This window comes from Parabacteroides distasonis ATCC 8503 (assembly GCF_000012845.1).
Lineage (GTDB): Bacteria > Bacteroidota > Bacteroidia > Bacteroidales > Tannerellaceae > Parabacteroides > Parabacteroides distasonis.
This window is the reverse complement of sequence record NC_009615.1, coordinates 1562190-1575905: the sequence shown is the minus strand read 5'-3', so window position 1 is coordinate 1575905 and position 13716 is coordinate 1562190. Positions and strand designations below refer to the sequence as shown.

12 protein-coding genes and 1 pseudogene are annotated in these 13716 nt (G+C 40.2%); all 13 read left to right on the top strand.

Going from position 1 to position 13716, the window contains the following annotated elements:
- Nucleotides 1-427: 427 nt before the first annotated feature.
- The gene (locus tag BDI_RS21010) at nucleotides 428-574 is read left to right on the top strand and encodes a hypothetical protein (RefSeq protein ID WP_172580097.1); all 147 of its coding nucleotides are present in this window, start codon (nucleotides 428-430) and stop codon (nucleotides 572-574) included.
- A gap of 8 nt (nucleotides 575-582) precedes the next feature.
- Entirely contained in the window at nucleotides 583-1227 is a 645-nt protein-coding gene (locus BDI_RS06780) for a sugar transferase (protein ID WP_011966417.1), read from the top strand.
- A gap of 51 nt (nucleotides 1228-1278) precedes the next feature.
- Nucleotides 1279-2040 carry a DNA-binding domain-containing protein gene (locus tag BDI_RS06775; protein ID WP_011966416.1) on the top strand — a complete coding sequence of 254 codons (762 nt, stop codon included), beginning with the start codon at nucleotides 1279-1281 and terminating at the stop codon, nucleotides 2038-2040.
- A gap of 239 nt (nucleotides 2041-2279) precedes the next feature.
- The gene (locus BDI_RS06770; RefSeq protein ID WP_011966415.1) at nucleotides 2280-3719 is read left to right on the top strand and encodes a lipopolysaccharide biosynthesis protein; all 1440 of its coding nucleotides are present in this window, start codon (nucleotides 2280-2282) and stop codon (nucleotides 3717-3719) included.
- Nucleotides 3716-4942 (top strand): EpsG family protein, encoded by a 1227-nt coding sequence (locus tag BDI_RS06765; protein WP_011966414.1) that lies wholly within the window; start codon nucleotides 3716-3718, stop codon nucleotides 4940-4942. The genes BDI_RS06770 and BDI_RS06765 overlap by 4 nt, the downstream gene beginning before the upstream one ends.
- Nucleotides 4943-5012: 70 nt before the next feature.
- Nucleotides 5013-5702, top strand: a complete 690-nt coding sequence (locus BDI_RS06760) for an IspD/TarI family cytidylyltransferase (protein WP_011966413.1) — start codon at nucleotides 5013-5015, stop codon at nucleotides 5700-5702.
- Complete coding sequence (locus tag BDI_RS06755) at nucleotides 5699-6742, top strand: galactitol-1-phosphate 5-dehydrogenase (protein WP_011966412.1); 1044 nt, start codon at nucleotides 5699-5701, stop codon at nucleotides 6740-6742. Before BDI_RS06760 ends, BDI_RS06755 begins: the two co-directional genes overlap by 4 nt.
- A complete protein-coding gene (locus tag BDI_RS06750; protein WP_011966411.1) occupies nucleotides 6735-7406 on the top strand; it encodes a ribulose-phosphate 3-epimerase in 672 nt (223 codons plus the stop codon). Before BDI_RS06755 ends, BDI_RS06750 begins: the two co-directional genes overlap by 8 nt.
- Nucleotides 7407-7412: 6 nt before the next feature.
- Nucleotides 7413-8591, top strand: a complete 1179-nt coding sequence (locus BDI_RS06745) for a CDP-glycerol glycerophosphotransferase family protein (protein ID WP_011966410.1) — start codon at nucleotides 7413-7415, stop codon at nucleotides 8589-8591.
- Nucleotides 8592-8598: 7 nt separating this feature from the next.
- Nucleotides 8599-9273 carry a hypothetical protein gene (locus BDI_RS06740; protein WP_102949687.1) on the top strand — a complete coding sequence of 225 codons (675 nt, stop codon included), beginning with the start codon at nucleotides 8599-8601 and terminating at the stop codon, nucleotides 9271-9273.
- A gap of 810 nt (nucleotides 9274-10083) precedes the next feature.
- Complete coding sequence (locus BDI_RS06730; RefSeq protein WP_011966407.1) at nucleotides 10084-11541, top strand: B12-binding domain-containing radical SAM protein; 1458 nt, start codon at nucleotides 10084-10086, stop codon at nucleotides 11539-11541.
- Nucleotides 11542-11556: 15 nt separating this feature from the next.
- Nucleotides 11557-12309, top strand: a complete 753-nt coding sequence (locus BDI_RS06725; RefSeq protein WP_005856427.1) for a glycosyltransferase family 2 protein — start codon at nucleotides 11557-11559, stop codon at nucleotides 12307-12309.
- A gap of 230 nt (nucleotides 12310-12539) precedes the next feature.
- Nucleotides 12540-13697: pseudogene (locus tag BDI_RS06720) on the top strand (AAA family ATPase); the annotation flags it as partial.
- Nucleotides 13698-13716: the final 19 nt, after the last annotated feature.

Here is a 13716-nt window from a genome sequence, read left to right as displayed (position 1 = left end):
ACCGATGCCGGGGAAAACAGGTGCAAGTAATGCAAGTAATGCAGCACCTTTTTCCCACACACGCACGTGTACATTATATATGTCGAATCAAACTTTCATACGGCTATCCAGCGTTTCTCATCCGGATCGTTCCATGCCTTGTTTGCGATCGTTTAGTGTAAAATTCTTGTTCTATATCTTGTTTTATATAATGTACGCACGTGTGTGGGAAACAGGTGCTGCATTACTTGCATTACTAGGGCCTATCCATAAGGACATAGATGTATAAAAATAATAACAAACCAGACATGTATCACAGACAATCATTTCCCCGTTTGGGCGATTACATCGCCACGGTTTTACAAGTCACCAGACTGACCAAGTCCATTATCCGCGTAAGCGGAGGCATTGGCAGTGACACTTACAATTCTTTTAAAAAGGCAAGGACATGCACTTTAGCGTTTACTATCGTTTGGTAGATCTCCTTTGGGACCATCTGTCGGACGAGGAACTTTTCCGCCGTCTGGCACGTGAGGCCTTGGAGCGGTATATCGATTACAAGAAAGAGGAGGAGAAAAATAGAGGAAAGGAATAAATTAAGCCATGCTTATAAAAGAGAGTGTTGATAAATCTACTGATTTTATCCCGGATGGGATGACCGCCTTCGAGCGTAACGTGAAGCGTATAGGGGATTGTCTTTTGGCCTTTATCGCCTTGGTCGTATTCTCCCCCTTGTTCTTGATCTGCTACATCGCCGTGAGGCGCGAGGATGGCGGCCCTGCCATTTTCAGGCAGGAGCGGATTGGCCGTTTCGGCCATCCGTTTCATATCTATAAGTTCCGCAGCATGCGTTTGGACGCAGAGAAGTTCGGCCCCGCCCTTTACAAGGGAGGCGCTGATCCCCGTATGACGCATGTGGGCAAGTTCCTGCGCGAGCATCATTTGGACGAGCTTCCCCAATTATGGAATGTATTCATCGGTGATATGGCCTTCATCGGTCCCCGTCCGGAACGGAAGTTCTACATCGACCAGATCATGGAACGTGATCCCCGCTATCGTTTCTTGTACCAGATCCGTCCAGGGGTGACCTCTTACGCCACGCTCTACAACGGCTATACGGATACGCTGGAGAAGATGCTCCGCCGCTTACGCTATGACTTGTTCTATCTGGAGCACCGCTCGTGGTGGTTCGATTTCAAGATATTGGTGAAGACGTTCTTGAACATTGCGTTCGGGAAGAAATTCTAGATAAGGATAACCGAGGAGAGCAATTCTGCCCTCCTTTAAATCAAGAATACCATGAAGAAAGTATTGAAAGGCTGGCTTATCGACAATTCGGTGACCACTGACAATAAGACCGATAAGATCTTGTTATTGGCTTCGGCCGGAAGTTTAACTTTGGATGATGTGCTGGAGGAGATGTACAAGCAAGACACGGGGTTGCGCCCGGAGACGCTTCACCATTCAGTGACGCTCTATCACCGTGTGCTGATGGACTTGATTTTGAACGGTTACAGTGTGAACACGGGCCTGTTCCGTGCCGTTGCCCAACTGACCGGCGTGATCGAGGGCGGTGTGTGGAACAAGGAGAGAAACTCCATCTACGTCTCTCTCACGCAGGACAAAGTGCTGCGCGAGGAGATCGCCAAAACCTCGGTTGAGATCCTCGGCGAGAAGTCGAACATCATGTACATCCTCGAGACTGAGGATAAGAAGACGGGCTTGAAGGATGGTAGCGCTACGGCGGGCCGCAACTTCTTCGTGCGCGGCGCCATGCTAAAAGTGGTTGGCGACGACGAGTCGGTAGGCGTTACGCTGACCAATGCGGCGAAGGCTGTCACAAAATTAACGGACGATCTGATCACGATCAATAATCCCTCCTCGCTCACGTTGCTCCTGCCGGCTGATCTGGCGGAAGGTGAGTATACGCTGACGGTGACGACGCAGTATTCCACATCAAACCGTCTCTTGAAAACGCCCCGTAGCGTAAGCGTGCCGGTCTGGATCGGTGGTCGCCCTGCTGATGGCGGTAGTGATAGCGAGAGTCCGGACGAGATTTAAAGGAAGGGGCACGGCGAGCCTTCTCTCTTCATAAAAAGGGATTGGCTCGCTGTATGATCCCTTCTCCAGCCTTGTATAACCATCTTATGCAGTGCTGTATGAAGCCCTTATGCAGGGTTGAATGATGGGATTATACAAAATAGGTTGGTGTAGATGTTTCAAGTAACTTGCTCTAAATAAAGAAGTGCTTTATGTTATAAGGTGTTTTTATTGGAACAAATAGGAGATATAGTGATTATATGTCAGAATCCATAAAAAAGAAAGCATTGCGAGGTGTCGCATGGAGTGCTGTAGAGAAATTCCTTCGGCAAGGTCTCATGACATTGTTCTCAATCCTTATTGCTCGTCAATTATCACCGTCTGATTATGGTTTGGTTGCGATGCTTACAATTTTCTTGGTGGTGGCGCAGGTCTTTGTGGATTCTGGTTTCGTGGAGGCTCTTATTCAGAAACAAGACAGGACAGAGGTTGATTTTTCCACGACGTTTTGGTTCAATATAGGGGTATCATTATTGATATATGCCGTATTGTTTTTGTGCTCACCCTTCATCGCCAGTTTTTATGATGAGCCTCTATTGGAGGAATTATTGGTATGGATGGCCTTGATATTTGTTATCAATGCGTTCCGTACGGTGCAACAAGCGAAATTGAATATAGCGATGGATTTTCGTAGACAAGCTTGGATTTCTATTATCGCCATATCTGTGAGCGGATGCGTGGGGATTTGGATGGCTTATCATGGTTTCGGTGTCTGGACATTGGTGTGGCAACCGCTTTTACAGAATTTCTTGAATGTGGCGTTGCTTTGGGTATCGGCGGGTTGGATGCCCTCATTCGTTTTCTCCATCCGTTCCTTTAAGGGATTATTTGGTTTTGGATCGAGATTGTTGATGAGTCGGACTTTGCATGCTATTTATGCGAATGGAAGTTTTTTGTTGATAGGAAAGTTTTATTCATCAGCAGCGACAGGTTTGTATAGCCAGTCCACACAGATGACAAGTTTTGTCCCGACGGCTGTTAACGATGTTGTAGCCCGTGTAGCCTATCCGATAGAGTGTGAGCTGCAAGATAATGAAGAGGAGTTGCAACGGCGTTTTTTCCAGATGCTGCGCATGACTTGTTTCGTCCTTTTCCCGTTGATGATGGGATTGGCTGCCCTGGCGGAGCCGGTGGTGCGATTATTGTTGACGGACAAATGGATAGAGACTGTTCCCTTGATACGTATTCTTTGCTTCGCTTGGATTTGGTGGCCGGCCTCGAACATGAGCTGGCAGTTGTTGAACGCAAAGCACAGGAGTGATTATTGTCTGAAGGCAGAGATAATAAAGAAAGTGATCGCTATCTCTATCTTGGTATTTTCCCTCTTTTGGGGTATCAAGGTGGTTTGCATAGGAATGTTGCTCTATTATGTGGCAGATGTCTATGTGATCACTGTATTTTCGGCACGTGTACTGCCCGGAGTGACCTTCGCATCTGAAATGAAGTCCATGCTGCCGATACTGGCGTATGCGGCGGTCATGGGTACGGGCGTTTACCTGTTAGACCATATGATAAGCTCCGATGCGGTGTCGCTCGCCGCGGGAACAGCCGCAGGGATCGTGCTTTACATGGCGGTAACGTTGCTTACCGGATCCCGGGAGGCTTGGTATCTATTGGAAATGATAAAGAAAAGGCGATGATATACCTGATTGTTTTCATTTACCTGCTGTATCTGTCTGTCCGCTATGATATTCTTGGGCGGGAAGATTATAGGTGGACGCATTACAGGATAGCTGTAACTCTGCTGATACTGGTGGCGGGGCTTCGCTGGAGGGTAGGCTCAGATACGGTTTCGTATGCGTCTGATTTTTATTTTAGTCATGACTTGTTCCATTTGGAATGGAGCGATTTTGAATCAGTGATGAAAATGCCGCTATGGGTTCTGTTGCAAGCGACCTGCAAGACGATTTGGAACGATTTTTTACTGTTCCAATTTGTTGTGGCGGCTTTCGGTATAGGGATGATAGCATATTTCATAAAAAAAGTGTGTCCCTCTCTATGCTTTTTCATACTTCTCTGTTTTTTCATAGGCCGTTATACGGCTACGAGTATGGAACATATGAGAGGATCCTTATCCATCATTTTTTTCTTGTTGGGTATATTAGCCGTCAATGACGGGAAAACCAAGAAGTTCCTGCTATATTTCTTGGTTGCAGTCCTGTTTCACGTGTTCACGATTTTCGCGGTTTTCCTGTTTGTTATCGGTTACTACCTAATTCCACGAAAGCCTGCTATTTACTGGCTCCTTTGTGTAGCGATGATTGTCCCGATACTTGTCGGAAAGGATTTTATGACTCCTATAGCAGAGGGTGCGTCATTGTTTCTCCCCAGTGAAGATATGGCTTCACGTATAACAGCGTATGCCACAAGTGAGTGGTTTGGAAACAAAGACTTGAGTATAATCAACTATGTGTGGATGGTTGCGCAGTTGATCGTTTATGTATTCATGCTTCATAAAACGCAGGTGATATATCCCCAGTATATCCGCTTGAAGCAAGATCTGTTTCAAACGTGTGTATGTATAGCTCTCCTATTGGTATGTGCAAGATACAGCCTTATGATCCTGTATAGAATGGTTGATTATTTCTATTTCTTCACGCTTTTCTTATCCGTCATGTTCGCCAAAGGGATATTGATCGACCGTATTGTACGCAGACAGAAAATCCTTGTTTTCTGTGTATTACTCCTATTCCCTCTGTTTTTTGGAGCTAAAGCTTGGTTGAATGAAGATATTATAGGAGGAAGCTACACTTATTCACGTTATTATCCATACAGTTCCGTATTTGATAAGTCCCTTGATCCTGAAAGAGAAAAACATCATCAGTTAAGAGGGAGTGGATGGTCGGTGGAAAATGATTATTAGATTATTTTTTAATAATGTTGCGTTTTATTTTATTAGATAGTGTTGTTCTTGTATTTATTATAAAGTGATTATGACTAGAAATGTTGCGATAATATTATCCGGTGGATCTGGATCTCGTATGGAGTGTGATATACCTAAACAATATTTGAAGATACATGGAAAAATGATAATATCTTATAGTTTAGAATGTTTTGTGTGTAATAAGCACATAGATGGCCTTATTATCGCTATAGATCCGAAATGGAAACGAATTCTGGAAGATGAAACTAATAGTTTTGATATCCCTATTCATTTTGCTATTTCAGGAGAAAGTCGGCAATATACGATATTCAATGCGTTAAAGGTGGCAGAAATGTTTTATGCCCCATCTGATATTGTTATTATTCATGATGCAGCACGCCCACTTGTAACAGATGTACTTATTGATGAATGTATCAATGTATGCCAAAAATATGATGGGGCTATGCCTGTTTTACCAATGAAGGATACGATATATGAAAGTTATGATGGACTGAGCATATCTTCTGTCCTTAATAGAGATATATTATTTGCAGGACAAGCTCCTGAAGCTTTTAAATTAGGGAAATATATAAATGCTTGTAAGTCTATGAATAGGGAAGAATTGTTACTGGTGAGAGGAAGTGCAGAAATAGCTTATAAGGCAGGAATGAAAGTAAAGTTAATAAAAGGTGATGAACGAAATTTTAAAGTAACGGTACCGGAGGATTTAGTTCGTTTAAAATTATTGTTGGAAAAATGAAAGCAAATGTGTTATTTGGTATAGGTGATTTAAAGTATACGAATATACCACTGCCTAGATTAAAATCAGATGAAGTATTAGTTAAAGTTAAGGCGGCTGGGATTTGTGGATCGGATATTGCTAGAGTATTTAAAACTGGAACATATCATTTTCCTACTGTTATAGGTCATGAATTTTCAGGTGTAGTTAGTGATATTGGAAGTTCAACATATTTATCTTGGTTGGGTAAGCGAGTGTCTGTTTTCCCTTTGAAACCTTGTTTTAAGTGTAATAATTGTAAAAATAAGGAATATGAATTATGTTCGAATTATGATTACTTAGGATCAAGATGTAATGGGGGTTTTGCGGAATATGTTGCTGTTCCTGTTTGGAATCTCTTGGAGATTCCGGATTGCGTTTGTTATGAAGAAGCGGCTATGCTAGAACCAGCAGCGGTTGCCTTACATGCATTAAAACGATCTGGTTTTAAAAAAGGAGATACAGTTGTTGTTATCGGTCCAGGAACAATTGGGATGATATTATCTCAAATGGTAAAACTTTTGGGAGCATCAAAAGTGGTATTAGTAGGTAGGACTCAAACAAAGTTGGATTTTGCAAAGACTTATGGGGTAGAGAATATCTGTAATTCTACTACTTCAGATGTATCTGAATGGGTATCAAGGAATATAGATAGCTCCGGAGCCGATATTGTTTTTGAGGGGACTGGGGCATCTATGTCGTTCAATACTAGCTTGAAAATAGTGAAATCTTCGGGTACTATTGTTGCTTTAGGTAATCCAATTGATGATATGACTTTAGAGAAAGATTTTTATTGGAAACTATTGCGAAAGCAATTGCAGATTTATGGTACTTGGAACTCTAGTTTTGGCATCAATGATAATGATTGGACTCAAGTTTTATATTGGTTGGAGAATGAAAAATTGGATCTCAAAAGATTGATTACCCATCGTTTGGATTTTAGCCAGTTAATGGAAGGCTTGATGCTTATGCGTGATAATTCTATTTATTCAAATAAAGTAATGTTGGTAGATCATGAATAGAATATCTAAATTATCCGTTTCGCTTATGTGTGCTGACTTGGTAAACTTGGAGCGTGACATCCATATTTTAGAAGAAAATGGAGTTGATTATTTACATGTAGATATAATGGACGCTGCATTTGTCCCAAATCTTACATTTGGTCCTGATGTGGTTAATTCTATTCGAAAGATTACGGGTCTTCCAGTTGATATTCACTTGCTTATGGAACATCCTCGTACAATTATCCGTTCAATGGACATTAGAGATGGGGATATTGTATCTATTCATAGTGAATGTAAAGAAAGTGTTTTGGAGAATGCGGCTTTTATTAAACAGAGGGGTGCGAAATTTGGATTAGCCTTAAATCCGGATACTTCTATAGATGAGGTACGTAAATATCTCCCTTATGTTGATGTTATATTATTGATGCTTATTGTACCCGGATTTGCTGGAACAATGATGATTCATGGAATGATGGAAAAAGTAGGTGAAACTCGTCAATATTTGGATCAACATAATTATGGAAATGTAGAAATATGTGTAGATGGAAGTGTCAGTACTGAGAGAGCGAAATATATGCGTCAATTGGGAGCCTCTATTTTCGTGGGAGGAACAGCCGGAATTTTTAAACAAGGATGTATTCTACAAGATACGATTCCTTTATTTATGTCATATATAAAATAGTAATTTATGATACTTAAGCTTTGTGTAAAAGAAGTCTTACGATTTCTCTTGCGTGTATTCTATGTGTTTAGAGTAAAGTCAAATAGGGTGTTATTTGAAAGTTATTCAGGTGAAAGAATTTGTTGCAATCCATTTTATATTTATGATAATATTGAGAAAATAGTAGGTAGTAATGTTGAGATTGCTTGGAGTGTTAAGCCGAAATGCAATAATGAATATGCTGATATTAAGTGTGTTAAGAGATTTTCTTTAAGTTATTTTAAATATTTAATGACTGCAAAAGTTTATATAACAAATATTGGAGGATATGATTATATTCCTTTTCGAAAGACCCAAATAGTTATTAATACTTGGCATGCAGGAGGAGCGTATAAGAAAATAGAAAAAGATTTTTATGACATTGGAAGATGTCAGTGGTTATATAATAGATCAATTTTGCATTTCTCTAAGGCTACTTCTTATTTTTTATCATCGAGCTATTCTACTACAAAATGTATGAGTTCTGCGTGGAATTTGCATGAGGATAAATTTGTTAAATTAGGATTACCTAGAAATGATGTGTTTTTTAGTGCTCAAAAAATGAATGAATTGTCAAATTGTATTCGTGATAGATTTAATATTAAACAATCTGATTTTGTCGTATTGTATGCACCAACTTTTAGAAACACGACATCAAGTCCGTCTTATGATTGGAGTTTGAAAGAAAATGAATTATTGGAAGCTGTAAAAAAACGCTTTGCTGCAAAAAGAGTCATTCTATTTTTAAGATATCATATGTGTTTATTTAATAGTCTTTCGTTTAATTCAAAAATGCATGAATATACGTCCACTGTAAGAGATGTTTCAGACTATCCAGAAATGCAAGATTTGTTATGTACTGCAGATATGTTAATAACAGACTATTCATCGAGCGTTTGGGATTATTCATTTACCTATCGCCCTTGTTTTCTTTTTACTCCTGATTTAGAAGAATATAAGAAAAAAACAGACTTCTATACACCTATAGAAGAGTGGGGATTCCCTATTTGCAAGACAAATGAGGAATTGAGAAAACAGATAGAGGCTTTTGATGAGAATAAGTTTAAGCAAGCTATGATACGACATCATGAAAATCTAGGTTCTTATGAGAAAGGGACAGCCACAGAGGAGGTCGCTAAAATTATACTTTCACATATTGATCACTAACTTTATTATGAGAGTTAAAGAATTATTACAAAGTGTCCTTTGTAGATGTGTGATAGAATCGGATCTGAATCGGATAAAGAAAGCGATCAATAAATACTCTGTGATTTCTTTTGATATTTTTGATACTCTTTTACAAAGGAAAGTATCAACTCCTTCAGATGTATTCGACCTAGTGGAAAAAGAATATAATAAATTGAGTTCAATTCCGATTCGGGGCTTTAAGCAAATAAGAATAGAAGCTGAATTGAAATCCAAAAAACAATCTTTAACTGAGGAAACGAATATCTATTCCATTTATAATATGCTACCTTACGATAAAGAGGTAAGAGATTTGTTGCTCCAATTGGAATTGAAGATAGAACGCATTGAGCTTTCAGCAAGGCAGGAAATAAAAGCCTTATATGATTATGCTGCCTTTTTAAGGAAAGAAGTTATTATTATTTCGGATATGTATCTTCCTGTTGGTTTTATAGAAGAAATATTATATGCCAATGGTTACCGGTATCATTCTAAATTATATGTTTCATCTGCTACTGGTGTATTGAAATCTACAGGTAATATGTTTCGGTTTGTTTTGAAAAATACAGGCTATAGAACTCAGGATGTTCTTCATATAGGAGATAATATATTGGGAGATTATATTTGTCCTAAATCATTAAAAATTAAATCTATATGTATTTAAAGTACTTTACGTTGTTCTGCGTCCCCTTGGTCTATTTGTTTCGGACAAGGCCTCATGCGGTCGTATCGTTGTTTTTTACCCATCTGCTGCCCATCGTCTTTTTGTACGGAATGCAAACGGGTTTTACCGTTCAGACGTTGGCTTTGTCATTATCAACGCTGCTAATAGTAGAATGTGTGTATGAAATAGGCTATATTCAGAATGATACGGAGACAGTCAAAAGGGATGACAGTCCGACATGGAGACTCAACGGGACGGAACTGGATTTTTATTATCAGCATAAGCGAGTGGTGTATATTTCCCGTATTATCCAGACAATTGCATTTTTAACGATGCTCCATTTCTTTTTCCCCCATGCGCACACTATCTATTTTGCCGTGGGGTTATTGGTGTTGCTCATCTCGTTCTTGCTGTACAATAGTCTTAGTGGATATGTAAAGATGTTTTTGTACTTCATTCTTTCAAGTTTGCGTTACATTATCCCTTTCCTGTTGTTTCCCGAGAACATATCCGTTTCTCTATTAGTGTTATTATTGCTGATACATTCATTTGTACGAACATTAGAGTTTAAATCGTCCAAGCCTCCTTATATAACAACCAATATTTGTTTTCGGAAATATATTATCCGCTACGATGTATCCAGATTGTATGGATTCAGAGTCATCGCTTATTTTCTGCTGCTTTTGGTTTCAGCTGTTTTGTATAGAATCTCATTCTTCCCTTTTTACTATTTACTGATTATGCTTTATGTTCTGTCATTCAGAACAGCGATATATATGTTTAACAAACTAAGAACCCGATAGATTTATTATGAACATCTATTTCATCAATCCCCCTTTCAAAGCCGAATTCGGGAAGTTCTCCAGAGAATCCCGTAGTCCGGCAATTACGAAAAGTGGGGCTTTATATTATCCTCTATGGCTGATTTATGCGGCTTTGTATTCAAGCAAACAGGGACATAATGTCTCTTTTTTGGATGCTCCAGCTAAACAGTTAAATGAGGAACAGTCTTTAAACATTATTCGGAAGACGGATAATGAGCATTCATTGTTTGTTTTAGATACAAGTACGCCTTCCATTAAAAGTGACGTTGCTTTTGCCGGGAAGCTGAAGGCATTGTATCCTCACTCGTTTGTCGTGCTTGTGGGGACTCATCCTTCGGCTTGCGCAGAAGAGACGTTGGGTTATTCGAATGCGGTGGATGCGGTCGCTATTGGGGAATATGATTGTATCGTGAATGAGCTAGCGAATGTTCTGGACGCAGGAAAGGATCTGCGGGAGGTTCGAGGGCTTTGTTTTTGGGACGGGAAGGAGTTTGTACGAACCGCGCCTATGCCACCGATGAAGAATTTGGATGATCTTCCTTTCGCTTCTCAATTTATCAAGGAACATTTAAATGAGAGGGATTACTTTTTCGCTGCTGCCACATATCCCTCTATCCAGATATTTACCGGGCGTGGATGTCCCTTCCGTTGTAATTTCTGTGTCTACCCGCAAACGATGCATGGGCATGCTTTTCGGGCACGATCCGCAGAGAATGTGGTGGCCGAGTTCGAATACATTGCCGCTAATTTCCCAGATGTGAAGGAGGTAGTAATCGAGGATGATACATTTACAGCCAATAAGAAGCGAGTATTGGACATTTGTCGTTTGTTAGTGGAAAAGAAATTGAATAAACGGCTGAAATGGTTATGTAATGCTCGTGTGGACCTTGATTTGGAAACGATGTTGGCTATGAAAAAGGCCGGATGTCGTTTGATTATTCCGGGTATAGAGAGTGGTAGCCAACAGATATTGGATAACATCAAGAAAGGAACGAAGGTGGAATATTTCTATCAGTATGTTGCCAACGCTAAAAAGGCGGGCTTGTTAATACATGCTTGTTATATGGTCGGTAACCAAGGCGAAACCCGGGAAACCATGGAAGAGACTCTTCGGTTAGCGTTAAGGTTGAATACGGATACCGCCCAGTTTTTCCCGTTGATACCTTATCCCGGTACGGAGGCTTATCAGTGGGCGAGGGAAAATAACTATATAGAGACGGATTATGAGAAGTATTGTTTGCCGGATGGTACACATAACACCGTATTGTCTTTACCGGATCTTTCCGCAGGGGAAATGGTTGATTTCTGTAATAGGGCACGGAAGAAATATTATTTACGTGCCAGTTACATTTTACACAGGCTGAGAGTCGGTTTGCGTAATCCTTCAGACTTGAAACGTTCGCTTAAGGCATTCGCTAAGTTGAAACGTTATTTATTTAAATAATCATTTGTATTTAACGTGTTGCCTCTTGTATCCATTATAACCCCGTGTTATAATGCGGCTCCTTTTATATCCCAAGCGATTGAGTCCGTATTGGCTCAATCGTTTGGGGATTGGGAGATGATTATTGTGGATGATTGTTCTAGTGATGATTCACTCTCAATCATTCAAAAGTATGCGAGAATAGATTCCCGTATTCGATATTTACGGACGGATAAACCATCCGGTTCGCCTACGTTACCCCGTAATATGGGAATAAAGGAAGCGAAAGGACGGTATATTGCTTTCTTGGATAGCGATGATATATGGTTACCGAATAAGCTAAGCGATCAGTTAAAAGTCTTCGAGAAATCCGAGGTCGCTATTGTTTTCTCTAACTATGAGAAAGTAAGTCTAGGCGGAGAGCGATGCGGGCGTGAGGTAATAGCTCCTTGTGAGGTTGATTATCGTTTGTTGTTGAAAGGGAATTGTATAGGATGCTTGACAGCCATGTATGATTCAGCCTTGACGGGAAAGATATTTTTCAAGGAAATTGGGCATGAGGATTATGTATGTTGGCTTTCTATCTTAAAGCAAGGGTATAAAGCGCAGAACACAAATACGGTGACGGCTCTTTACCGAGTTAGTGACCATTCGGTCTCTTCGAATAAATTAAAAGCCATGCGTTGGCAGTGGAACATTTTGAGAAATGAGATGGATTTGCCGGTGTATAAGGCTGTTTATTATTTTATTCATTATGCGATTAGAGCTTTTGCTAAGGCTATGAGGTGATCTTACTCAGTGAAATATTTGTATGCCTTAGATCTAGTGCTTACTCATAGACAAACTGTCTTGTAAAATAGAGGGCGATATTCTACTTCCAGCTTATGGAAAGTAAAATATCGCCCTCTATTAGTGTAGAAAAAATTGAGTATTTCATAGAGTGAAAGCTAAAATCGGAGACTTGTTCCGGAAAAAAGTTCTATCTTTGTTCGACAACAGGTGTAGTAAGAAAAAAGGTTATGACGACTATGCGTAAATTACCGATAGGAATACAGAGTTTCGAAAATATTCGGAATGAGAACTATTTATATGTGGATAAGACTGCCTTGATTTACCAATTGGTGACGAAAGGTAAGCCTTACTTTCTGAGTCGTCCTCACCGTTTTGGGAAAAGTTTATTGATATCTACGTTAGAAGCCTATTTCCAAGGGAAAAAAGAACTGTTTAAAGGATTGGCTATCGATCAGCTAGAGCAGGATTGGAATGTTTATCCGGTATTGCATTTGGATTTGAACGCACGCAAATATGAGTCGGAGGCAGATTTGGTGGCTATATTGAACCAATATCTTGAAATGTGGGAGGCTGTTTACGGCGATGAGATGAAATTGCGAGCTCCGGAAGAACGTTTTTTTTACGTGATTCGTCGTGCATGGGAACAAACGGGCAGACAAGTAGTAGTCTTGATTGACGAATATGATAAACCTCTTTTGCAAACGATTCATAACGAACCCTTGCAAGAGGCGTATCGACATATCATGAAAGCGTTTTATGGAGTGCTCAAGAGTGCGGATCGTTATTTACGTTTTGTCTTTCTTACCGGAGTTACCAAATTTGCGCAAGTGAGTGTTTTCAGTGATTTGAACCAACTCAATGATATAAGTTTAGACTATGACTATGCGACACTTTGCGGGATTACCCATGCGGAGTTGGTCGATAATCTAACACCGGAATTAGAGCAGTTGGGACAGATGCAGTCCTTATCAAGGAAAGAGACCGTGGAGACAATGGTGCGGCAATATGACGGGTATCATTTTCATCCGAGTCGAGAAGGTGTCTTTAATCCATTCAGCGCATTGAGTGCCTTGCGGAAGAGAGAGTTTGGCGATTATTGGTTTCAGACCGGTACGCCTACGTTTCTTGTCGAATTATTAAAGAAAAGCGAGTTTGATCTGCGTATCCTGATTGATGGCGTAGAGACACAAGCTTCGGCCTTTACCGAATACTGTGCGGAACGGAATAATCCGATCCCCCTTCTTTATCAGAGTGGATATTTGACCATAAAGGAGTATGATCCCCGTTTTAAACTTTATAAACTCGAATTTCCCAATGAAGAGGTTCGCTATGGTTTTCTGAACTTTATAACTCCTTTTTATTCATCTATATCTGATGAGGAAAGAAGCGTACGCTGAAAAACTG

Bases quoted from the DNA above. Each gene is read 5' to 3' on its own strand.
- BDI_RS21010 (WP_172580097.1), top strand. From the start codon at position 428: ATGCACTTTAGCGTTTACTATCGTTTGGTAGATCTCCTTTGGGACCAT.
- BDI_RS06780 (WP_011966417.1), top strand. From the start codon at position 583: ATGCTTATAAAAGAGAGTGTTGATAAATCTACTGATTTTATCCCGGAT.
- BDI_RS06775 (WP_011966416.1), top strand. From the start codon at position 1,279: ATGAAGAAAGTATTGAAAGGCTGGCTTATCGACAATTCGGTGACCACT.
- BDI_RS06770 (WP_011966415.1), top strand. From the start codon at position 2,280: ATGTCAGAATCCATAAAAAAGAAAGCATTGCGAGGTGTCGCATGGAGT.
- BDI_RS06765 (WP_011966414.1), top strand. From the start codon at position 3,716: ATGATATACCTGATTGTTTTCATTTACCTGCTGTATCTGTCTGTCCGC.
- BDI_RS06760 (WP_011966413.1), top strand. From the start codon at position 5,013: ATGACTAGAAATGTTGCGATAATATTATCCGGTGGATCTGGATCTCGT.
- BDI_RS06755 (WP_011966412.1), top strand. From the start codon at position 5,699: ATGAAAGCAAATGTGTTATTTGGTATAGGTGATTTAAAGTATACGAAT.
- BDI_RS06750 (WP_011966411.1), top strand. From the start codon at position 6,735: ATGAATAGAATATCTAAATTATCCGTTTCGCTTATGTGTGCTGACTTG.
- BDI_RS06745 (WP_011966410.1), top strand. From the start codon at position 7,413: ATGATACTTAAGCTTTGTGTAAAAGAAGTCTTACGATTTCTCTTGCGT.
- BDI_RS06740 (WP_102949687.1), top strand. From the start codon at position 8,599: ATGAGAGTTAAAGAATTATTACAAAGTGTCCTTTGTAGATGTGTGATA.
- BDI_RS06730 (WP_011966407.1), top strand. From the start codon at position 10,084: ATGAACATCTATTTCATCAATCCCCCTTTCAAAGCCGAATTCGGGAAG.